This window comes from Candidatus Nanopelagicales bacterium, assembly GCA_028687755.1.
In the GTDB taxonomy this organism is placed as follows: Bacteria; Actinomycetota; Actinomycetes; order S36-B12; family S36-B12; genus UBA11398.
This window is the reverse complement of record JAQTZL010000003.1, coordinates 75,150-97,011: the sequence shown is the minus strand read 5'-3', so window position 1 is coordinate 97,011 and position 21,862 is coordinate 75,150. Positions and strand designations below refer to the sequence as shown.

At 54.3% G+C, this 21,862-nt stretch carries 18 protein-coding genes; 5 read left to right on the top strand and 13 right to left on the bottom strand.

Annotation, left to right across the window (positions count from 1 at the left end; genetic code table 11):
• Positions 1-35: 35 nt before the first annotated feature.
• The 3 genes from PHN51_05780 to PHN51_05770 are packed head-to-tail and all read right to left on the bottom strand — an operon-like array spanning position 36 to position 4,128.
• Positions 36-827 (bottom strand): sugar phosphate isomerase/epimerase, encoded by a 792-nt coding sequence (locus PHN51_05780; protein ID MDD2818290.1) that lies wholly within the window; start codon positions 825-827, stop codon positions 36-38.
• Positions 824-3,148 (bottom strand): HAD-IC family P-type ATPase, encoded by a 2,325-nt coding sequence (locus PHN51_05775; protein MDD2818289.1) that lies wholly within the window; start codon positions 3,146-3,148, stop codon positions 824-826. Before PHN51_05775 ends, PHN51_05780 begins: the two co-directional genes overlap by 4 nt.
• Positions 3,145-4,128, bottom strand: coding sequence for a Ppx/GppA phosphatase family protein (locus PHN51_05770; protein MDD2818288.1), 984 nt, complete (start codon positions 4,126-4,128; stop codon positions 3,145-3,147). The genes PHN51_05775 and PHN51_05770 overlap by 4 nt, the downstream gene beginning before the upstream one ends.
• A 28-nt stretch (positions 4,129-4,156) precedes the next feature.
• Between PHN51_05770 and PHN51_05765 the strand changes: the two genes are divergently transcribed.
• A complete protein-coding gene (locus tag PHN51_05765; protein MDD2818287.1) occupies positions 4,157-4,909 on the top strand; it encodes a hypothetical protein in 753 nt (250 codons plus the stop codon).
• A gap of 30 nt (positions 4,910-4,939) precedes the next feature.
• Positions 4,940-6,316, top strand: coding sequence for a DNA repair protein RadA (radA, locus tag PHN51_05760; protein MDD2818286.1), 1,377 nt, complete (start codon positions 4,940-4,942; stop codon positions 6,314-6,316).
• Here radA and PHN51_05755 read toward each other — a convergent pair.
• Positions 6,313-6,954: a hypothetical protein gene (locus PHN51_05755; protein MDD2818285.1), complete on the bottom strand. Its 642-nt coding sequence runs from the start codon at positions 6,952-6,954 to the stop codon at positions 6,313-6,315. The two genes, radA and PHN51_05755, sit on opposite strands and share 4 nt — an antisense overlap.
• 47 nt (positions 6,955-7,001) lie before the next feature.
• Here PHN51_05755 and PHN51_05750 point away from each other — a divergent pair, with 47 nt between their 5' ends.
• Entirely contained in the window at positions 7,002-7,868 is an 867-nt protein-coding gene (locus tag PHN51_05750) for an A/G-specific adenine glycosylase (protein MDD2818284.1), read from the top strand.
• Here the strand turns inward: PHN51_05750 and PHN51_05745 are convergent, their stop codons facing one another.
• Positions 7,869-10,355, bottom strand: a complete 2,487-nt coding sequence (locus tag PHN51_05745; protein ID MDD2818283.1) for an ATP-dependent Clp protease ATP-binding subunit — start codon at positions 10,353-10,355, stop codon at positions 7,869-7,871.
• Positions 10,356-10,558: 203 nt separating this feature from the next.
• Between PHN51_05745 and ppc the strand changes: the two genes are divergently transcribed.
• The gene (ppc, locus tag PHN51_05740) at positions 10,559-13,279 is read left to right on the top strand and encodes a phosphoenolpyruvate carboxylase (GenBank protein MDD2818282.1); all 2,721 of its coding nucleotides are present in this window, start codon (positions 10,559-10,561) and stop codon (positions 13,277-13,279) included.
• Here the strand turns inward: ppc and PHN51_05735 are convergent.
• From PHN51_05735 to lysS, 3 genes are read right to left on the bottom strand one after another with little or no spacing between them, the layout of a single operon-like run.
• Positions 13,242-14,000 (bottom strand): N-acetylmuramoyl-L-alanine amidase, encoded by a 759-nt coding sequence (locus tag PHN51_05735; protein ID MDD2818281.1) that lies wholly within the window; start codon positions 13,998-14,000, stop codon positions 13,242-13,244. The two genes, ppc and PHN51_05735, sit on opposite strands and share 38 nt — an antisense overlap.
• Positions 13,997-14,488, bottom strand: a complete 492-nt coding sequence (locus PHN51_05730) for an amino-acid N-acetyltransferase (protein MDD2818280.1) — start codon at positions 14,486-14,488, stop codon at positions 13,997-13,999. Before PHN51_05730 ends, PHN51_05735 begins: the two co-directional genes overlap by 4 nt.
• A gap of 20 nt (positions 14,489-14,508) precedes the next feature.
• Positions 14,509-16,014 (bottom strand): lysine--tRNA ligase, encoded by a 1,506-nt coding sequence (gene lysS, locus PHN51_05725; GenBank protein MDD2818279.1) that lies wholly within the window; start codon positions 16,012-16,014, stop codon positions 14,509-14,511.
• Positions 16,015-16,051: 37 nt separating this feature from the next.
• On the opposite strand from lysS, the gene PHN51_05720 reads away from it, so the two are divergent.
• Entirely contained in the window at positions 16,052-16,756 is a 705-nt protein-coding gene (locus PHN51_05720) for an HAD family hydrolase (GenBank protein ID MDD2818278.1), read from the top strand.
• Between the two features lie 12 nt (positions 16,757-16,768).
• Here PHN51_05720 and PHN51_05715 read toward each other — a convergent pair whose 3' ends face one another.
• The 5 genes from PHN51_05715 to PHN51_05695 are packed head-to-tail and all read right to left on the bottom strand — an operon-like array spanning position 16,769 to position 21,840.
• Positions 16,769-17,530: a type III pantothenate kinase gene (locus PHN51_05715; protein MDD2818277.1), complete on the bottom strand. Its 762-nt coding sequence runs from the start codon at positions 17,528-17,530 to the stop codon at positions 16,769-16,771.
• Positions 17,530-18,438, bottom strand: a complete 909-nt coding sequence (gene nadC / locus PHN51_05710; GenBank protein ID MDD2818276.1) for a carboxylating nicotinate-nucleotide diphosphorylase — start codon at positions 18,436-18,438, stop codon at positions 17,530-17,532. The genes PHN51_05715 and nadC overlap by 1 nt, the downstream gene beginning before the upstream one ends.
• A complete protein-coding gene (locus PHN51_05705) occupies positions 18,435-20,099 on the bottom strand; it encodes an L-aspartate oxidase (GenBank protein ID MDD2818275.1) in 1,665 nt (554 codons plus the stop codon). Before PHN51_05705 ends, nadC begins: the two co-directional genes overlap by 4 nt.
• Entirely contained in the window at positions 20,096-20,959 is an 864-nt protein-coding gene (gene panC / locus PHN51_05700; protein MDD2818274.1) for a pantoate--beta-alanine ligase, read from the bottom strand. The genes PHN51_05705 and panC overlap by 4 nt, the downstream gene beginning before the upstream one ends.
• Positions 20,956-21,840 (bottom strand): DUF2520 domain-containing protein, encoded by an 885-nt coding sequence (locus tag PHN51_05695; protein MDD2818273.1) that lies wholly within the window; start codon positions 21,838-21,840, stop codon positions 20,956-20,958. Before PHN51_05695 ends, panC begins: the two co-directional genes overlap by 4 nt.
• Between the last annotated feature and the right edge of the window lie 22 nt (positions 21,841-21,862).

The following is a 21,862-nucleotide window of genomic DNA, read 5'->3' as shown; positions in this document are numbered from 1 at the left end:
TCCTTGAAACATCGAACACAACCGTTGTTGCGCCCCTAGCCTGCCATGGGAGCGCTGTGCAACCGTGTAAAGGCCAATGCCTCGGCAAGGTCTGCCTTGCGCACATCAGCTGAAGGTGCCGATCTCGTACTCACTTCAACAATCAGGTTGCCGGTAAAACTCCTGCGCGAAAGCTCCTGAAGTACTTCGGCAACTGGCTGTGTGCCTCGGCCAGGAACGAGGTGCTCATCTTTAGCTGATCCACGTCCATCAGCGAGGTGCATGTGCGCTACCCGCGAATCTAGGTCGCGAATCAGCTCCAGAGCATCAGTACGTGAGACCGATGTGTGCGATAGATCCACAGTGGTGTGCAGGTATTCCTCATCTCGAACATCCCACCCCGGTGCATAGCCCGCGATTTCCTGGCTCAAGGCACGCCAAGGAAACATGTTTTCTACTGCGAACACGATGTCCGTTTCATCAGCCATGCGCGCTAATCCCGTGACGAAGTCTTGTGCATAACTTCGTTGCCAGCGAAATGGTGGATGTACGACGACTGTTTGGGCTCCAAGTAACTCGGCAGTTGCTTGTGCTTTGCGCAATTTTCCCCAGGGATCAGTGCCCCACACTCGTTGGGTAACTAAGAGACAAGGTGAATGAATGGAAAGGATCGGAACCTGATACTCCTGCACGAATTCATTCAAGATATATGAATCTTGACTTGCAGTATCAGTACCGACCATGACCTCAACACCGTCGTACCCCAACTCAGCAGCCATTTCGAACGCGGTTTGCGTTGACTCTGGAAAGACCGATGAGGTCGATAGCCCAACGAGCGGAAGTGTCATGAAGCTCGACGCCACTTGTCTGTGATCTTCGTAGCCACTGCGACTGCGAGTGCGCCAATGACACCAACCACAACTGCGACGACTGAATAACGCTCAGGAGCCAGCGACAGTGCAAAGAAATTCGAGAGCCACGGTATGTAAAGGACTGCCACAAAGGCTGCGATCATCGCCACAACAATTGCTAACCGAATCGCGTTCAATGGGCGCGCACTTTGAATAAGCACTGCAATCGCCACAATAAACAAGGTAACTGTTGCCGCGGCCTGCGCACTCGGAATTGGTTCACCAACACGAAGCGCAGCACCATAACTTGTAAATGCAGCGATCGCGCAGATTGCTCCTGCAGGAGCAGTAAAGAGCAATACCCGCCTGAAGAACCCTGGTCGGAAGCGCTCGGTGTTGGGCATCAACGCTAGGAAGAATCCTGGGATACCGATAGTGAGCGCACCAATGAGCGTTAAGTGTCGCGGTAGGAAAGGGAACTCAACAGCGAACAATCCAGTTGCAATTGAAATCAGAACCGCATAAAAGGACTTTGTGAGAAAGACATCGGAGACACGTTCAATGTTGCCAAGCACACGGCGGCCTTCAGCAACAACACCAGGCATTACAGACCACTTATTGTCTAAGAGAACTAACTGCGCAACCGCTCGCGTGGCCGCTGATCCAGAACCCATCGATATTCCAAGGTCTGCAGACTTCAGCGCCAGAACATCGTTCACTCCATCACCGGTCATAGCCACCGCGGAACCATTCAGGTGGAGCGCATCGACCATCGCTTGTTTTTGCGTTGGCGTCACGCGACCAAATACCGACGCTTTCGTCATCACCACAGCGAGTTCAGCAAGATCTGTTGGCAATGTTCGTGCATCAACAGGTGAATCGGCTCCCGGAACTCCCGCTAAGGCCGCGATAGCACCGACAGTTACCGCGTTGTCACCTGAAATGACTTTGACTTTCACTCCCTGTTCAAGGAAGTAAGCCACAGTCGCAGCAGCATCAGCACGAAGACGCTGATCAATCACCACAAAACCAACAGGGGTAACACCGCTCAGTGGTTGATCAACCTGGAGCTGCCCAGCAACGGTGCCAACCACGAGCACTCGCGAGCCATCTGCCGCTAACTGATCTGCTTGAGCCAGCACACCATCACCTTGGGCTAGCACCATTTCAGGTGCACCCAAGACCCATGTGCCGTGTTCCCCGAAGCTGGCACCAGACCACTTGCGAGCACTCGAAAACGGCACACTTGATGTGGTAACCCAAGTGGAATGCGGATAAGAATCGGCAACTGCTTGAACCGTTGGATTTGGTGCTGACTCAACCGAAGCCAAAGCTGCCAGGGCTTCTGTGAGTTCAGATTCAGTGCCGCTCAGGGTCACAACAGAACGCACATGCATGCCCGGCTCGGTCAGAGTTCCAGTTTTATCAACACATACGGTGTCGACTCTTGCTAACACTTCAACCGCAGGCATGTCTTGGACGAGCACCTTTTTGGCGGCAAGGCGGATAACTGAAACCGCCATGGCAATGCTGGTAAGTAATACCAAGCCTTCAGGCACCATGGTGACCATGCCTGCGATCGTTCCGCGAATCGCATCGGGCCAGGATGCGTTTGCTCGCACAACTTGCGAGAACAACAGCAGCGCACCAACGGGAAGTAATAAGAAAGAGACAGATCGAATAAACCCATTGATCGCATCACGCAGTTCTGAATTTGTGAGATGAAACTTTTTGGCTTGCTCGGTCAATCCGGCGGCAAATGAATCCCTACCTACTCGCGTTGCTTTCATGAGCCCATTGCCCGCTACGACAAAGGAGCCAGACATCGCATCGTCTTGGGCAACCTTGTCGACCGGATCAGCTTCACCCGTCAGCAGGCTCTCATCTATTTCTAACCCGATGGACTCCACCACAATGCCATCAACAACCAGTTGGTCACCTGAAGTGAGCACAATGAGATCGTCCAGCACTACTTCATTTGCTGGAATAGCCAAATCTTCACCATTGCGACGCACTACTGGTTGCGCAGCACCGAGAACAGAAAGTTTTTCTAGCGCACGTGCAGCACGCCATTCTTGAATGATGCCGATTGCAGTGTTTGCAACGATCGCGAACCCGAATAACGAATCTTGAAAAGGCGCAACGATCAGCATTACCACCCACATCGCACCGATGACGAAGTTGAACCAGGTGAGGGTGTTGGCCTTGATGATGTCGCCAAGGCTGCGACTAGTCGCTGACGGTGCGTGGTTGACCTGTCCGGCTGCAATGCGAGCCTCAACCTCTTGTGAAGTGAGCCCTAACTGCACGGTGATCATGACGGGAGCGAGTCCATTCGATGCAAGATCACGCCTTCGCGCAATGCCCAAGGGCAAATCGCTAACTCATCAATACCCAAAAGCTCCATCGCTCCTTCAGCGACGATTGCGCCCGCGAGCAATTGCTCGGCGCGGCCTTCAGACACTCCAGGCAATTGCGCAAGATCGTAAACTGGCATTGCAGCGAGATCTTTCACAAGCTTTTGCACCGCTTCTAATGTGAGCGTGCGCTCAACGAATGGACCTTCACTAGAGGAAGCTGCACCTGCAATGCGCGCAAGTTGCCTAAACGTTTTAGACGATGCAACGGCGATGCGTGGTTCTCCACCGCGACGAACCTTGCCGGCAACACTTGCTATTGATGCGCGCACATATTTACGCAGTTCGCGCAAATCTTCAGCAGACGGGGGATCACTATGCAAATAGGCCCTCGTTAAGCGCCCTGCACCAAGTGGCAATGACACCGCAACATCTGGTTCCTCATCCACTCCTGAAGCAAGTTCAAGGGAGCCACCACCAATGTCTAGCACCAAGAGTCGACCAGCGGACCACCCAAACCAGCGACGCACTGCAAGGAAGGTCATACGAGCTTCATCTTCACCTGAAAGCACTTCAACTTGAAGTCCAGTTTCCTCGACTAGACGATTCAATACATTTACACCATTGCCTGCATCACGGATTGCACTTGTCGCAAAAGCCATGAGTTCGGTAACACCGAGATCCTCAGCGAGCTCTTGTGCTTTGTGGATGAAATCAATCAGTGTTTCCACTGCAGCGTCGTCAACATTTCCCTCTGGGGTGAGATGCTCAGCCAGGCGCAGGGGGATCTTTAACTTTGATGCCGGAATTGGAGCAGCACCGTAATGGGCGTCAACCAACAATAGGTGGACTGTGTTCGAACCGATATCGAGAACTCCCATACGCACGTGCTGACGGTACCCAAATCCACGGGCAAACACACAGCCGACTCCTGAATTCACGTTCACCTTGAACCCTTAAGGTGAGCGCATGCCTGAGATCCTCTTGGAGTTTCCGCGTCAGTGGTTTGAATTTGCTGATCCTGCCGATGAAGACCAGCGCATCCGCCTCGATCTCACCTGGCTCACCTCACGTTGGACCTGCATCTTTGGACGCGGCTGCCCAGGCGTCTACAAGAGTGCTCCCGAGGCAGGATGCTGCACCCTTGGTGCGCACTTCACTGACAAAGATGATCGCAAGCGCACTGAAGGCTGGGTGGCCAAGCTAGATGAAACCCTGTGGCAAAACCACAAGACCGGCACGAAAAAGGGCTGGATGGTCAAGGAAGACGGCGAATGGAAGACCCGCGTCGTGCGCAAGGCCTGTATCTTCCACAATGATCCAGACTTTTCCGGTGGTTACGGCTGCGCATTGCACCACCTAGCAGATCGCGAAGGCCTCTCCTTTGTCGATGTGAAGCCCGATGTGTGCTGGCAAGTGCCGATGCGTCGTTCATTTGAAACCTTGGAAAGCCCTGACGAAACCGAAAAGACCGTCGTCGTCATCAGCGAATTTGATCGTGCGTCCTGGGGCCCCGGTGGTCATGATTTCGACTGGTACTGCAGTTCAAATACTGAGGCACATATTGGTTCGGAGCCGGTGTACATCAGCAATAAAAATGAACTCGTTGCACTCATCGGCCCAGCGGCCTACGAGATTGCCGTTGATGCGTGCCAAAAGTATGAACAACAGGTCAACACCAGCGGACTGAACCTCGCCCCACATCCAGCCGACCCTCAGTAATACGTCAGTCTGGACCGGTACGGTCAACCCATGGCCAAGGTTTCCAGTTCTTATCGGTGCACCGCGTGCGATGCCACCACCATTCGCTGGGCGGGCAAATGCCCCAAGTGCGCAGCGTTCGGCACGATGGATCTACAAACTCCCACGGCCGCAACGCCTGGAATGAAGAGCAACCTCACTGGCACAACTCCCCTACGCCCCGCTCGCCCTGTTACATCAATTACCAAGTCTGGCCCAGTCCCGCGGATCACCACGGGCATTGGTGAATTCGACCGAGTGCTTGGCGGCGGATTAGTTGCTGGCCAAATGTGTTTGCTCAGCGGCGCACCGGGTTCAGGCAAAAGCACGCTCGTGCTTGCCGTCGCCAACTCTCTAGCCAAGCGCCTTGGCCGTCCAGTGCTGTATATCTCAGGTGAAGAGTCCGTGGAGCAAATTGCTATTCGTGCTGAACGCATCGGTGCAACCAGCGAGCACCTCCTGCTCGTTGATGACACCGAATTGGGATCGGCTATCGGGCATATTGATGAGCATTCACCTGAACTTGCACTCGTGATCGTTGACTCTGTTCAAACCATCGCCTCGTCGGATATTGAAGGTCGCGCAGGTGGCGTTACTCAGGTCATGGAAGTTGCACAAGCGCTGACCCGCGTAGCTAAGACTCGAAACCTGCCAATAATTCTCATTGGTCAAGTCACCAAAGATTCAAATGTTGCTGGTCCGCGTGCGCTTGAACACATTGTCGATGCAACGCTTTCCTTGGAAGGCGATGCACACACTTCCCTGCGCCTGCTTCGATCAGTAAAAAACCGATATGGATCACTTGAAGTTGCGGCATTCGAACAAACTGACACAGGTATGGCTGAAGTACTCGACCCCAGCATGTTGTTCCGCGGGCACCGAGATACTCCGGTTGCTGGAACCTGCATCACGGTTACCGTCGAAGGCAACCGAGCGTTAACTGCCGAAGTGCAGGCTCTCGTTGCACCGACAACCAACCCCAATCCTCGTCGCGGTGTGTCTGGACTTGATAGTTCACGCATGGCGATGTTGATTGCCGTTACTGAACGTGCTGCAAGCTTGAAACTCTTTGACAAAGATGTGTTTCTTGCAACCATCGGCGGGATGCGCTTGTCGGACCCTGGCAGCGATCTTGCTGTATGCCTCGCAGTGGTTTCAGCAAGTCAAGAAGCGCCGATTGCTCTTGATGTTGCAGCCATTGGAGAAGTCACTCTTTCTGGCGATGTTCGCCCTGTTCCTCACATGACTGAACGTGTCAGTGAAGCTGCTCGCCTCGGGTTTACCCGATTGCTCGTACCCGTTGGCACCAAAGCTCGAGTCCGCGATAAAGCAATTGAACTCGTGGAAGTGCCAACCTTGGGTCGCGCAGTTTCTGCGTTACGACGTTAGCGCTTTGCAGTAATCGCGAACGGGGTTTTGATGCTTTCCACTGCGCCATTGGTGCCGCTCACGTCATAAGTGCCTGCCTTGGCGAAAGCTCCCTGCTTATCGCAGCTTGCCCCTGCTTTGCGTCCATCCCACGTAATCGTCGTGCGGAACAATTGGCCTGGCTGCAGTACCGAGTCTTTTACAACGTCACTGGCATCGCAGTCATCACTTGACCACACGGGGTACCCACCCGAAGTCACTGCTAGAGCATTGGATTTTGGTCCGATATCGCGCGTACAGGCGAAGGTGCCGATGTTCTGAATACCGAGAGTCAAACGTGGGGTTGAACCAACAACATAGGTTGAGGAATCAGAGGTGGCTGTCACTTCAATGTTGGCATCTGGGCAAGGAGCCGTTGGATCACTCACGGGGACCAGCGCGGTTGAGCTGGCTACTGGAGTCGCTGTCGCAGTTGCTGTTTGGCTCGCGCTTGCCGACACCGCTGGCGTGGGATTCGCGGCAGGCTCCGAGCCCGAACCGCCACCGATCATCCACCAAAGCCCAACCAGCACGGTAAGCGCCACCAATACGACTGCGCCGCGGCGTACCCAATAGACGGTCGGTGCTTCAGGGCCAACTGGTGACATCATTCCACTCACGCCCCCACGGTAGTGGCAGCGCGCATGCCTCATGCGACGATCCACTCGTGGCGCGAGGATTCGATGAAGTCACTGCAGTTATCAACTGGTTTGAGCTGCATCGGCGAGACCTGCCCTGGCGTGGGTCGAACGTCACGCCTTGGGGCATCGTTGTCAGCGAATTCATGTTGCAACAAACGCAGGTTGATCGGGTGATTCCCAAATGGTTGGACTGGATGGAGCGCTGGCCTACCCCCGCCGATCTCGCTGCCGCATCCACAGCTGACGTTTTGCGCGCTTGGCAAGGTCTGGGTTACCCACGCAGAGCGATGCGATTGCAGGCTTGTGCTCAAGTGATTACTGACGAGTTCAACGGTGAAGTTCCCTGTACTGAGGCTGAACTCTTGGCGATGCCTGGTATCGGCCACTACACCGCTGCAGCGATTTGTGCCTTTGCGTTTCACCAACCCACCGTGGTGCTTGATACCAATATTCGACGAGTGATCGAACGAGCCTGGTCAGCGCAGGCCATGCCACCCGCCCACCTCACCAAGCCCGAAGTCGAGCGCGCTACCGCATTAGTACGCGATCAGGATGGCGCTCAATGGTCGGCAGCCGTGATGGAACTTGGTGCGCTTGTGTGCGCAGCGCGCAACCCACAGTGCGACATTTGTCCGCTCAACAAAACCTGCGCATGGCTAGCTGCTGGCAAACCAGACAACGCTCCCGTTCGTCGAAAGCAGCCCTCATTTGCTGGCAGTGACCGACAGGCACGTGGCGCACTGCTTCGTGCTGTCAGTGCCGAGCCTGTTGTGGCGACCAGTGTGATCGAGGCTGCTTGGGCAGACGAACTGCAACGTGAAAAAGCGATGACGAGCCTCATCAATGATGGGCTCGTCATTCGCGTTGATCGAGGTTATGCGCTACCCCAGTAGTTACACCGCTTCAATCGGTGGCGCATCTGGTAACTCGGCGCGTGGAGTGGTGGTGAAGGTGAACTCTCGATCAGTTCCTTCTCCTTCAACATCGACAACCACAATGTTTCCAGCCTGAAGGTCACCAAAGAGCATCTTCTCGCTCAGTGGATCTTCAATATCGCGCTGAATCGTGCGGCGCAATGGTCGCGCACCAAGCTGTGGGTCATATCCACGTTCCGCCAAGAGATCCTTGGCACCAGTGGTCAACTCAATGTCGATATCGCGGTCGGCCAGACGCTTTTCCAAGTTAGCAATCATCAAATCAACAATCTCGATGATTTCCATCTTGGTGAGCTGATGGAAGACGATGACATCATCAATGCGGTTCAAGAACTCTGGGCGGAAGTGTTGCTTGAGTTCTTGTTGAACCTTTGCCTTCATCCGCTCGTACGCAGTGTCATCTTCATTTTCTGCAACGAAGCCGAGCATGACGCCCTGTGAAACATCGCGACTACCAAGGTTCGTGGTCATGATGATCACGGTGTTCTTGAAGTCAACAACTCGACCCTGCGAATCAGTCAAACGACCTTCTTCGAGCACCTGCAACAGTGAGTTGAAGATGTCTGGGTGAGCCTTTTCAACCTCGTCGAACAGCACGACAGAGAATGGCTTGCGACGAACCTTCTCAGTGAGCTGGCCGCCTTCTTCATAGCCAACGTAACCCGGAGGTGAACCAAAGAGGCGTGAAGCAGTGTGGCGCTCTGAGTACTCACTCATGTCGAGAGAGATCAGTGCATCTTCATCGCCGAACAGGAATTCAGCCAAGGTCTTACTGAGTTCCGTTTTACCCACACCTGATGGACCGGCGAAGATAAATGAACCTGATGGACGCTTTGGATCCTTCAAACCTGCGCGAGTACGACGAATCGACTTCGACAACGCCTTGATGGCTTGCTCCTGGCCGATGACGCGCTTGTGCAACTCATCTTCCATGCGAAGCAAACGCGCGATGTCATCTTCAGTGAGATCAGTAACTGGGATACCAGTCATGAGTGCCAACACTTCACCGATCAGGCGCTCATCGACTTCAGCAACGACGTCAAGGTCGCCTGCTTTCCATTCCTTTTCACGCTGAGCCTTTTCTGCGATGAGGTTCTTCTCATCATCACGAAGTGCTGCGGCCTTTTCGAAATCTTGCGAGTCAATCGCTGATTCCTTTTCACGGCGCACAACGGCGATGCGATCATCGAACTCACGTAGGTCAGGTGGTGCGGTCATGCGACGGATACGCAAACGCGAACCAGCTTCATCAATGAGGTCGATTGCCTTGTCGGGCAACTGACGATCTGAGATGTAGCGATCTGAAAGACGAGCTGCTGCTTCAAGGGCTCCGTCTGTAATCGAAACTCGGTGATGTGCTTCGTAACGGTCACGAAGACCCTTGAGGATTTCTACGGTGTGAGCAACGTCAGGCGCATCAACCTGAATCGGCGCAAAGCGACGCTCAAGTGCAGCATCTTTCTCAATGTGCTTGCGGTACTCATCAAGCGTTGTTGCACCAATGGTTTGCAATTCACCACGAGCCAGCATTGGCTTCAGGATGCTTGCAGCATCGATCGCACCTTCTGCAGCACCAGCACCCACAAGCGTGTGCATTTCATCAATGAACAGGATGATGTCGCCACGGGTGCGAATTTCCTTAAGAACCTTCTTCAAGCGCTCTTCGAAATCACCGCGGTAACGGCTACCAGCAACGAGTGCACCCAAATCAAGTGAGTACAACTGCTTGTCTTTCAGGGTTTCTGGAACTTCGCCCTTCACAATGTTTTGGGCAAGACCTTCGACGACTGCCGTTTTTCCAACACCTGGCTCACCAATGAGCACTGGGTTGTTCTTGGTACGACGTGACAACACCTGCATCACGCGCTCTATTTCCTTTTCACGGCCAATGACCGGATCAAGCTTGCCTTCGCGTGCAGCAACGGTGAGGTTGCGACCAAATTGATCAAGGACGAGTGACGTTGACGCAGTGCCTTCAGCTGGACCTGCAGCTGCAGGCTCCTTGCCTTGGTAACCACTGAGCAACTGAATGACCTGCTGGCGCACACGGTTGAGATCTGCGCCGAGCTTCACGAGTACTTGAGCAGCGACACCTTCACCTTCGCGAATTAAGCCAAGCAGGATGTGCTCAGTGCCGATGTAGTTGTGACCAAGCTGCAGCGCTTCACGCAAGGAAAGTTCGAGCACTTTCTTTGCACGAGGAGTGAAAGGAATGTGTCCACTTGGTGCCTGCTGACCCTGGCCAATAATTTCCTCGACCTGACTGCGTACGGCTTCAAGGGAGATACCCAAGGATTCAAGGGCCTTGGCAGCAACGCCTTCACCTTCATGAATCAGGCCCAGCAGGATGTGCTCAGTGCCGATGTAGTTGTGATTCAGCATGCGCGCTTCTTCTTGCGCAAGCACCACTACACGACGGGCTCGGTCGGTAAACCGTTCAAACATCGCCTCACACCCTTCTTAGACGGACTACTCATACAAGCGCCCGGTGTGCTCAGCAAGCCTAACCCCGAGGTGGGCTCATCAAGCAGCGTGGACGCTTGTTCTAAGACAACCACGCCTTGGGGGAAAACCTTCCCGATGAGCTGTACGCCTGCCGCGAACAGGCGGTAACCAGGCCGTAATAAACATCGGCAAGAATGTTGCCCATGTCACACAAGGACTCTGATGCCCGCCTCCGTGAGCACATCCGCGAACTCGGAGCCCTGCTTGGCCAGACCATGGTCCGCCAGGAAAGTCAAAGTCTGCTTGACCTCGTCGAGGAGGTTCGTCAACTGGTGCGGACCGATCCTTCAGCCGCAGCTCGCGCTCTGGCTGACGTGGACCTGCCTACCGCTACTCGCCTAGCCCGCGCTTTTTCGATCTATTTCGATCTGGCCAATATTGCCGAACAAGTTGAGCGCTCCCGTGAGGTTGCCGACCTTCGCCGGCGCACTGGCGGACCAATCCGACAGGTGGCTGCCACAGCTTTGGCTGCACAAGTGAGTGAACAAGACATCAATCATCTCGCTGAGGTGATGTCAGTTCGTCCGGTATTCACCGCTCACCCCACCGAAGCCGCACGTCGATCAGTCTTGATCAAACTGCGTCGCATCGCTGCTCTCCTCCTTGACGACGCAGATGCCATAACGGGTGAATTGCCCAATCGTGCTCGCATCGCGGAACTTGTTGATTTGCTCTGGCAAACAGACGAGCTTCGGTTGGAGCGCCCACAGGTGATGGACGAGGCCCGTAACGTGCTTGGTTATCTCTCCGAACTGAGCCGCGGTCCAATCGGCGCTGTGCTTGAAGATCTCAATGCTGCATTCACCACACTCGGTGCACCTCTTCCTGCATATGCGCAGCCACTGACCTTTGGTACCTGGATCGGTGGCGATCGTGACGGAAATCCTTTTGTCACCGCTGATGTCACCACTTCAGTGCTGCAATTCCAACGCGAACAAGCAGTACTCGCGATCCTTCCGCATATTGATGCACTCATTGATGATCTTTCGATTTCAGAACGGATCAGCGGCGTACATCTAGCACTGCGTCAGGCAGTCAATGAAGATCTCGCTTTGTTGCCCGAATTTGACGAGCGTTATCTCCTCATTAACGCGGACGAACCAATTCGATTGAAGTTGCGCATCATCCGCACTCGCTTGCAACTCACCGCCGCACGCGGAAATGGACCACATCAACCAGGTCGCGATTACTTATCAACCGAAAACCTTCTTGCTGATCTTGAAGAAGTACGCGTCGCATTACTGGAAACCGGAAACGCAATTGCTGCGCAAGGAGTACTTGACCGTGCAAGTCGAGTGATTGCAGCCCTTGGGCTCAATCTGGCGACACTGGATATTCGTGAACACGCGGAGCAGTACCACCATGCAGTTGGTCAACTCTTTGATCGCATCCGCACAGGTGAACAAAAGTACGAAGAGCTTTCGCGCGATGATCGCCTCACGGTTCTCAAAATGGAGTTGTCATCCCTTCGACCTTTAGCACCGACACCGCCGCCACTTGATGACCTCGGTTTGCGCACCTTCGATGCTTACGTCGCTGTTGGCGCTGCCCTCGACACTTTCGGAGCAGGCTCGATTGAATCCTGCATAATTTCGATGACTCAAGGTGCCGATGACGTACTCGCTGCGGTACTCCTTGCACGCGAAGCTGGATTAGTTGATCCAACAGCCTGCAGTGCTCGAGTTGGTTTCGTGCCCTTACTCGAAACGGTTGACGAGTTACGCGCAGCCGGTTCAATCATCGATACCTTGTTGAGTGATCCGGTCTATCGCCAACTTGTTGCCTCCCGCGGTGATGTGCAAGAAGTCATGCTTGGCTACTCCGATTCAAATAAGGATGCGGGAATCACCACTTCGCAGTGGGAAATCCATCTTGCACAGCGCCGACTGCGCGACATCACTGCGAAGCATGGAGTGCGCCTGCGTCTTTTCCATGGCCGTGGTGGAACTGTCGGTCGCGGTGGAGGCCCGACCTACCAAGCGATCTTGGCTCAGCCATGGGGCGTTCTTGATGGTGAAATAAAAGTCACTGAGCAAGGTGAGGTTATTTCTGACAAGTACTTACTTCCAACCCTTGCTCGCGACAATCTCGAGCAAATGGTTGCAGCAGTGATGGATGCAACTTTGCTTCACCGCGCGCCACGCGTTCCAGCTGTTCAGCGCGACCAATGGGACACGATTATGAACCTCGCTTCAGCCAGCGCCCAAGCGCAATATCGCGCACTTGTCGAGAACCCAGTGCTGCCGCAGTATTTTGCAGCTTCAACTCCCGTTGATGAATTTGGCGCGATGCACTTGGGGTCGCGGCCATCTCGTCGCCCTGATACATCAGCGGGCATCAGCGGGTTGCGCGCGATTCCATGGGTTTTTGGTTGGACTCAATCACGCCAAGTTGTTCCAGGGTGGTTTGGTGTCGGAGCGGGCCTTGCTGCTGCACGTGAAGCCGGACACGGCGAAGCGCTTCGTGCAATGTATGAAGGTTGGGAATTCTTCGCCAACTTCATTGCCAACGTAGAAATGACGTTGGCGAAAACAGATCTCAAAGTTGCATCCACATATGTTGATGCCCTTGTGCCTACAGAAATTGCAAGTCCTTTCGCGCTCATCCAAGAGGAGTACGCGCGCACTGTTGCTGAAGTTTTAGCGATCACAGGTGAAAGTGAGCTACTCAGTAACAATCCCACGCTGCAACGCACGCTTGCTGTTCGCGACACCTATCTCTTGCCGCTGCACTCACTTCAAGTGACATTAATGGAGCGCGTTCGCGAGAACAGGGCCGCAGGCACTGAACCCGATCAGTCGTTAAGCCGCGCGTTGTCAGTCACGATCAACGGCATCGCGACTGGACTGCGCAATACCGGTTGATTCCTGCAGCGAGTTCTTTTGCATACTGCAGCTGCCCGGTAGATGTACTCATCTTCTTGGCATCTTGCCTATTGCGCATATTGCCGAGTTCAACAATCACCGCCGGGACATTGCTGAAATTCAAGGTCGATTGATCCCGGCGAATTGATAACGGGCTGGACAAATACGTCGTTGGTGTAGCGCCTGCTTTTTGCATCCCAGCGATGAGCGAGGTTGCCAGTGCTCGACTGGGTTTGGCGATGTCATTCGTCCAACCCTTAATGTTCACGGGAGCGATGACATGAAAACCATGTCCACTTGATGGCGCACCATCAGCATGAATGCTGACGAGCAAGTTGGCATTCACTTTGACGCCAAAACCACCGCGATCCCACACACAAGGCCCCCAAGCGTTGCGTGAGTTCACATCTCGAGTCAGATGTACTTGAGCTCCCTGAGCTTCCAACAGTGCTTTAAGTTTGTTGGCAACCTTCCAGTTGAAGGTCGATTCAGGTAAACCAGCATTCGTGGCGGTACCAGTGGTGTTGCACGACTTCACGATCGAGCCGTTGAACCGAGTCTGCTTCATCTGCGACGCGAACTTCGGATTGCTATTACCCAGTTGGTGTCCCGGATCCAGCGCAATCACCGCGCCAGTGAGCCGTCCGTCAGTTGCCTGTGCTGACGGAATTGCCAATGCCAACAGCGCAAGTGAAATTGCTAAAACGCGAAACTGTTTCACAGCTCAAGCAACATTCGGTGATTACCCAAGGTATTGGGCTTCACCCGTTCAAGGCCAAGCATTTCCGCAACGCCTTCGTCATACGACTCAAGCATGTGTGGGTAAATCGAAGGATCCACCGGAGCGCCCTCAATTTCAACAAACCCATGCTTGCCAAAGAAGCGTGTTTCAAAGGTCAGGCAAAACACCCGAGTGATATCGAGTTCGCGCGCACGAACGAGCAGCGCTTCAAGAATTGCTGAGCCCACACCAACACGAACAGTGTTCGCTCGCACCGCAACGGTGCGCACTTCTGCAAGGTCTTCCCACATCACGTGTAGTGCACCGCAGCCGATCACCACGCCATCATCTTCAGCAACGAAGAATTCTTGAATGTCTTCATACAGCGTGACCGTGGCCTTGGCCAGCAAAATGCCACGCGAGGCATAGTGATCAACCATCTCGCGAATCGCAGGAACATCGCGAGGATGCGCCGGACGAATAAGCACGATAACTCCTGCGGTTGGGGTTAAGCCCGCTCGGGCTTGACCAATGGGAACAGAATCGTCTCACGAATTCCCAGCCCAGTGAGAGTCATCAGCAAGCGGTCAACCCCGATGCCCACACCACCTGAAGGCGGCATGCCGTGTTCAAGTGCGCGCAGGAAGTCTTCATCAAGCTTCATCGCTTCATCATCCCCTCGCGCACCAAGGGCAGCTTGTGCCATAAGGCGCTCACGCTGAATGACTGGATCAACAAGTTCTGAGTAGCCCGTGGCTTGTTCATATCCGTTGATGTAGAGGTCCCACTTTTCCACCTTGCCAACTTCAGTTCGGTGATCGCGAGTCAGCGGTGAGGTATCAACTGGGAAATCCATCACGAAGGTTGGTTGACCATCGAAGGTCGAAATCACGTGGTGCTCGAATAGCTCTTCGACAATTTTGCCTTCGACCCAATTAGGTGCAACCGCAATATCAACAGCATTGGCAAGTTCTACTAGACGTGTGCGTGGGGTTTGCGGAGTGATCTCTTCGCCGACTGCTTCCGAGAGCGAGCCATACAGTGAAACCTCGCGCCACTCCCCTGACAGGTCGTACTGGGTTCCATCCATGTGAGTAACAACCTGCGAACCAAACACGGCAACGGCAGCTTCTTGAATGATTTCTCGAGTAATTTTCGCCATCTCACGGTAATCCGCATATGCCTGATAGAACTCGAGCATTGCAAACTCAGGTGAATGCGTGGAATCGGAACCTTCATTGCGGAAGTTTCGGTTGATTTCATATACGCGCTCCATGCCACCAACAACTGCTCGCTTTAAGAACAGTTCAGGAGCGATACGCAAATACAACTCAAGATCAAAGGCATTTGACGACGTGATGAATGGTCGTGCAGTCGCACCACCATGCATGGTTTGCAACATTGGTGTTTCGATTTCAAGATAGCCACGGTCATTCAAACTCTGACGAATCTGTCCGACGGCCTTCACTCGCGTTTGAGCCATCTGGCGAGCTTCTGGGCGCATGATCAAATCAAGATAACGCTGACGGATACGACTGTCATCGTTCATTGGTTTATGCGAAACAGGCAGCGGCCGAAGTGACTTCGCGGCCATAGCCCATGAATCGGCAAGCACGGAAAGCTCACCACGCTTCGAAGTGATGACCTCGCCTTCGACGAATACATGATCACCGAGGTCAACTAAGGCTTTCCAGCTTTCAAGTGCTTCTTCGCCAACCTTGGCAAGTGACAACATCGCCTGAATCTCGGTGCCGTCGCCCGAACGCAAGGTGGCAAAGCACAACTTGCCGGTGTTACGTACAAAGATGACTCGGCCAGCAATGCCCACACTGACGCCGGTCTGCACATCAATCTCAAGGTCAGGGAATTGTGCTCTGACAGCAGCGATCGTGGAAGTAATCGGTAGCGCTACCGGGTACGGCTCGCGACCCTGCTCGGCAAGCTTGTCGCGCTTGTCGTGGCGGATCCGCATTTGCTCTGGGAGCTCAAGCTCCTCGTCATGTTCGGTAGTCACGGTGAGCAAGGCTATCGGCTAGCCCTACGCTGCCCACATGCTCGTCAAAGCAGCCGCAAACGCGCCGTTCAATCCAGCCTCCCCCATCACCAGCGTTCTCTTTGATGTGCACTCCACCCTCGTGGATCAGGGCAGCAGCGCCGACTGGCTCGAACTGGCTCTGATCAAGGCGCCAACTGATCTGACCGCGGCTCATCGCGAAACCCTCGAACTCTTTCTTGACCGAATTTGGGAGAACGGCCGGGTTGTGGATCCACAAAGTTCCCGAGATCTCTCGCCAGAGGCACATGCGGATGTCTTCTTCGCGCTTGTTTCACAAGGCCCCGCAGTTGCCCCGGCCCTGGCTCGAGCACTGTATGACGTGATGCTGGATACCTGGCACGCCTACGAGGATGCAGTGCCCACACTTCAAGCATTGAAAGATCTCGGTATCAAGATCGGCTTGCTTTCCAATGTTGGCGTTTCCATTCATCATGTTCTTGAACGAGAAGGTTTGGCAAAGTTCGCTGATGGCATCGTGCTGTCTTGTGAAATTGGAGTGGTGAAACCTAACCTAGAAATGTTTCAAGCCAGCCTGAGTTCAATTGGCAGCACAGCAGCCGAAACTTTGATGGTCGGCGACAGCGGCCACGACGATGTCGGTGGCACAGCACTTGGCATGCGCACCTTGGTGCTTCCGCGCACGCGCGGACCACTTCATGGTCTGGCTGTGGTGGTTGGTCTTGTTGCTGCGTCGCAGTAAAACGTCGTGAACCTAGCGAGTGGTGTTGCGCTCGAACACTAAACGCAAACCAATCAAGGTGAGATCAGGTTCATGATGGGTAATTGTGCGTGATTCACCAATCACGATCGATGCAAGCCCACCCGTAGCAATCACTGCAGTGACTTCATCTAGTTCTTCACTGATGCGCTCAACCATGCCATCAACCTGACCAGCAAAGCCATACAGGGCACCAGACTGCAGCGCCTCGACTGTGTTCTTGCCAATCGCTGCACGTGGACGAACAAGTTCAACCTTGCGCAGGGCAGCTGCTCGCTGAGCCAAGGCATCAAGTGAAATTTCAATACCGGGCGCTAACGCACCACCGATGAACTCACCTTTCGCTGACACAACATCAAGATTGGTTGACGTACCAAAATCAACCACGATGCTAGGCCCGCCATAGAGAGCAAACGCTGCAACCGTGTTAACAATGCGATCAGTTCCGACTTCCTTTGGGTTGTCAGTTAGTACCGGCACGCCTGTTTTTGTTCCTGGCTCAACAATGACCGTTTCAACATCAGCGAAGTACTTCGCAAGCATCACGCGCATTTCACGAAGTACTGCGGGGACAGTGCTGCACAGCGCAATGCCGGTTACCGGTGGGTGATCCTCAAGTAATCCATGGAAAGTCAGGGCAATTTCGTCAGCCGTAGTGCGTGAATCAGTTTTGATTCGCCAGGAAGCATTGAGTTCCTCACCATCGAACATGCCAAGAACTGTGTTGGTATTGCCAACGTCAATCGTGAGAAGCATTAGCTCTCCGTCCTCAGGTCAGCACCAATGTCGAGTACCGGCGCTGAATGGGTCAGCGCACCGACAGCAAGGTAGTCGACTCCCGTTGCGGCGACCTCACGAGCCACCTCCAAGCTCAATCCACCCGAGGCTTCCAATCGAGCGCGGCCCTTGGTTCGAGCAACAGCATCGAGCATCTGCTCGGTCGTGAAATTATCGAGAAGCACGAGGTCAGCTCCAGCTTCCAGCACATCATCAAGCTGCTGGATTGAATCAACTTCAACCTCAACAGGAACTCCCGGGAAGTTTTGACGAACCAAATTGAATGCTTCCGCAACTCCACCGGCAGCTAACACATGGTTGTCTTTCACTAATGCAGCATCGGAAAGTGACATGCGGTGGTTCACGCCACCACCACAACGAACCGCGTATTTTTCCAGGGTACGCATGCCCGGTGTGGTTTTACGGGTATCGCGAATTGCTGCACCAGTTCCAGCGATCTCATCGACCCACACGCGAGTCGCGGTTGCGATACCGCTGAGGTGACCAAGGAAATTCAAGGCAGGGCGTTCGGCTTGCAAGAGTGCATGCGTTGAGGCGCGCACTGAAATTACAACGCGACCAGCTTCAACGAGTTCGCCATCGTGCGCCCCGAATTCAATTTCCACATCTTCATCGCCACATACGGCCATGAATACGGCGGCAGCAACCGGCACACCTGCGATCACACCACCACGTCGTGCACACAGGTCGAGCACTGCGATTTGATCTGTTGGCACTGTTGCGACAGTCGTGACATCGACTCCGCCATCAAGGTCTTCCTCGATAGCTAGGTTGATCAGGGTTTCCAATGCCAATGGTTTCAAACGAGCATCGATGAGCATCGATGAGATGGTTGGACCAAACACCTTCGAATTGTGTTCAGTCATGCTTGCCTTCCATCTGAGTACGACACCCCTGACCGAGGCACCGTGCGAGTGGTCAATGTTCCATCACTATTGAGGTTGCTTACAAGTCGAACCCGCCACTGAGTGTCATTTTGATCAGGAAAGTCTTCCCGCCAATGAGATCCACGGGTTTCTTCACGCAATGCTGCGTGGCGTGTGAGTGCCGTTGCAATTGTCGCGATGTTGGTCGTTTCCCAGTCTTCCGCAATTGGCTTACCTTGCTCAGTCGCTGCGAGGGCGTTGAGTTCAGTACTCGCTAACTGCAATGACTCAGAACTGCGCAACACGCCCACATGGCGATCCATGGTGGTTTGTACTCGACGACGTACCTGATGTGGCAATAACCGTTGGTCACTATGCGAGGGGAGAATTGGATCGCGAACAACACGAAGCCCGCGTTCAATTTGTGCACCAATGCGGCCAGCAAATACCAGGCCTTCAAGCAATGAGTTCGACGCTAACCGATTGGCTCCATGTACACCCGTGCAGGCAACTTCACCACAGGCGTACAACCCAGGTATGGAAGTGCGGCCGGCTAAATCGGTGAGCACCCCACCTGAAACGTAATGCTGAGCTGGAGATACTGGAATGAGATCAGTGATGGGATCAATACCGCGTGATCGGCAGGATTCAAGGATTGTCGGGAATCGTTGAACCCACATATCTGCGCCAAGGTGCCGGGCGTCAAGCCACACGTGATCAGTACCCGTTGCGCGCATGCGACGCATAATGGCTTTAGCAACAACATCGCGCGGCGCTAAGTCAGCCATTTCATGCTCGGCAGTCATGAAGCGAGTGCCCTCAGCATCAATCAGGAATGCACCTTCACCGCGCACGGCTTCGGAGACCAAAGGTTGTTGGCCTTGAGCAAATGGACCAAGCCACATCACCGTGGGATGGAACTGCACGAACTCAAGGTCAGCCACATCTGCCCCAGCACGCATCGCAAGTGCGACACCATCGCCTGTGGAGACATAAGGATTCGTGGTCTGGCGAAAGACTTGCCCAAAGCCTCCCGTGGCGAGCACCACCGTTGGCGCAAGCGCTGCCCCAACACCGTCGCGCTGCCCAGTGCCAAGCACATGCAAGGTGATGCCTTGTGCTGCTCCTGTTTCATCAGTGATCAGATCCAAAGCAAGTGCATTTTCTACAAGTTCAATACCTGGATCGCGAGCTATAGCCTCAACCATTGCGCGTGAAATCTCTGCGCCTGTTGCATCTCCACCAGCATGTGCAATGCGATCGCGATGGTGACCGCCTTCACGCGTGAGTGAAATTCCACCGTCTGGTTCAGTATCAAACCGAGCCCCAAGTTGAATCAATCCGCGAACCGCTCCCGGCCCTTCCGTGACAAGTACGCGCACGGCTTCCTCGTCACAAAGCCCAACACCAGCAAGCAACGTATCTTCAAGATGCTCAGCAGGTGAATCATCATCAGCAAGTGCTGCAGCAATCCCGCCTTGCGCCCACCGCGTAGAACCTTCATTGACTTGGGCTTTTGTTATGACAAGAACAGTCCGACCAGCCCTGCGTGCATGTAAGGCAGTAGCCAGACCAGCGATACCAGAGCCCACGACTATCACGTCTGCTCGCACTGTCCAGCCCGGTTGAGCGGCAGCAAGCTGTACAGGTAAACGAATCACGATGATCCACCAACACGACAAGCGATGTTGTCGATCAGGCGTGTACTTCCAAGGCGAACTGCGATGAGCACTCGCCCTTCCCCTGGAACTGCTTCACCCAGTTGTGGATTCGTGATGACCAGATAATCAAGGGAAAACTCTGGGTGATCAGCAAGAAGAGCGATGCCTGCGCGCTCACCTGCACGCGCTCCATCATGAGCTGCAACCTCAGCAGCAACCTGAATTGCGCGCGGAACAAGGGATGCGACCTTGCGTTCTTGCGTTGAGAGGTAACGATTGCGACTGCTCATAGCCAAGCCATCATCTTCGCGCACAGTAGGAACGCCGATCACTTTCACGGGAAACCGCAAGGACTTCACCATGGCAGTAATGAGTGCCAGTTGCTGAAAATCCTTTTCACCGAAGAAGGCGTAATCAGGAGCGGTCAGGTGAAGCAGCTTGCCAACAATGGTCAGCATTCCCTTGAAATGACCCGGGCGCGCAACGCCATCAAGAATGTCACCGAGTTTTCCTGGATCCACCATCACTTGACCACCGAGGTCATCGAGACGATCAGTGCCATACATTTCTTCAACTGAAGGCGCGTACATCACGTCTGCACCTGCGAGCTCGCTCACTTCAAGGTCGCGATCAAGGGTTCGTGGGTAACGATCAAAGTCTTCACCCGCACCAAACTGCGTCGGGTTTACAAAATTCGTGACGACCACAAATCCTGAACGACCAACCACTGCACGCGCTTCGCGAATAAGGGACGCGTGGCCTTCGTGAAGCGCACCCATCGTCATCACAACAGCAACAGGATGCGACGCGCCACGTGCTGCGAGGAGTTCAGCGTGAGTGGAAGCCAAGAGTGAGGTCATGTCGATTCCCCTTCTTCACTCAGCACACCCAAGAGTGCCTCTGCATGCGCTGTAGACAGTAACCCAGCATCAACTGCTCGATCTGCAGTTACGCGGGCCAGTACTCGGTAACTTGAACCTGCGAGCTCGGATTGCTCAGTAAGCACAGCAAGATGTGCCTTGACGCTCGCCGCGTCACCTCGCGCCACTGGCCCGGTCAATGCTTGGTCGCCCAGTCGCAACGCGTTATCCAAACTCGCACTCAACAGTGGAGCAAGAACACGACGCGGTTCTTCGATGCCGGCCCGCGACAACAACTCGGCACTTTGGGCTACCAGGGTGATGAGGTAATTGGAGCCGAACGCCAAAGCTGCGTGATACAGCACTCGCTTCTCTTCTGGCACCCAAATGGGATCGCCGCCGATCTCAATGACGAGCGCTTCGGCAGCACTTCGCAATTCATCAGGCGCCGTCACTCCAAACGGGCACTCTTCGAGGCGTTGGAGATCCATGCTTGTTCCGGTAAAAGACATCACCGGATGGATAGCTAGCGGCAGGGCCCCAAGCGCAGCTACTGGCGCCATCACGTCAGTGCCATAACGACCACTCAAGTGCACCCAGAACTGACCTGGCTTCACTGATTGGCTCGCAGCAAGACCTTCGAGTAACCCAGCTAGCGCATCGTCGGGAACTGCGACCAGCACCAAATCACAGGCCGCAACCACCTGATCAATATCAACGATAGGGACACCCGGCAAAAGCGCTTGAGCTCGAAGGCGTGAGAGTTCAGAAACAGCGGCAACAGCCACCACTTCATGACCAACACGATGCAGGGCCGCGCCAATCACGGAACCCGCTCGACCGGTGCCAATGACACCGACACGGAGGCGGGGAGGAGCCATCACACGTAGGAGCGTAGAGGCT

Excerpts from the sequence above, each read along its gene's own strand:
- PHN51_05780 (MDD2818290.1), bottom strand. The coding sequence starts at position 827 with ATGACACTTCCGCTCGTTGGGCTATCGACCTCATCGGTCTTTCCAGAG.
- panC (MDD2818274.1), bottom strand. The coding sequence starts at position 20,959 with ATGACCTCACTCTTGGCTTCCACTCACGCTGAACTCCTCGCAGCACGT.
- ppc (MDD2818282.1), top strand. The coding sequence starts at position 10,559 with ATGTCACACAAGGACTCTGATGCCCGCCTCCGTGAGCACATCCGCGAA.
- PHN51_05765 (MDD2818287.1), top strand. The coding sequence starts at position 4,157 with ATGCCTGAGATCCTCTTGGAGTTTCCGCGTCAGTGGTTTGAATTTGCT.
- PHN51_05695 (MDD2818273.1), bottom strand. The coding sequence starts at position 21,840 with ATGGCTCCTCCCCGCCTCCGTGTCGGTGTCATTGGCACCGGTCGAGCG.
- PHN51_05715 (MDD2818277.1), bottom strand. The coding sequence starts at position 17,530 with ATGCTTCTCACGATTGACGTTGGCAATACCAACACAGTTCTTGGCATG.
- radA (MDD2818286.1), top strand. The coding sequence starts at position 4,940 with ATGGCCAAGGTTTCCAGTTCTTATCGGTGCACCGCGTGCGATGCCACC.
- PHN51_05720 (MDD2818278.1), top strand. The coding sequence starts at position 16,052 with ATGCTCGTCAAAGCAGCCGCAAACGCGCCGTTCAATCCAGCCTCCCCC.
- PHN51_05775 (MDD2818289.1), bottom strand. The coding sequence starts at position 3,148 with ATGATCACCGTGCAGTTAGGGCTCACTTCACAAGAGGTTGAGGCTCGC.
- nadC (MDD2818276.1), bottom strand. The coding sequence starts at position 18,438 with ATGACTGAACACAATTCGAAGGTGTTTGGTCCAACCATCTCATCGATG.
- PHN51_05745 (MDD2818283.1), bottom strand. The coding sequence starts at position 10,355 with ATGTTTGAACGGTTTACCGACCGAGCCCGTCGTGTAGTGGTGCTTGCG.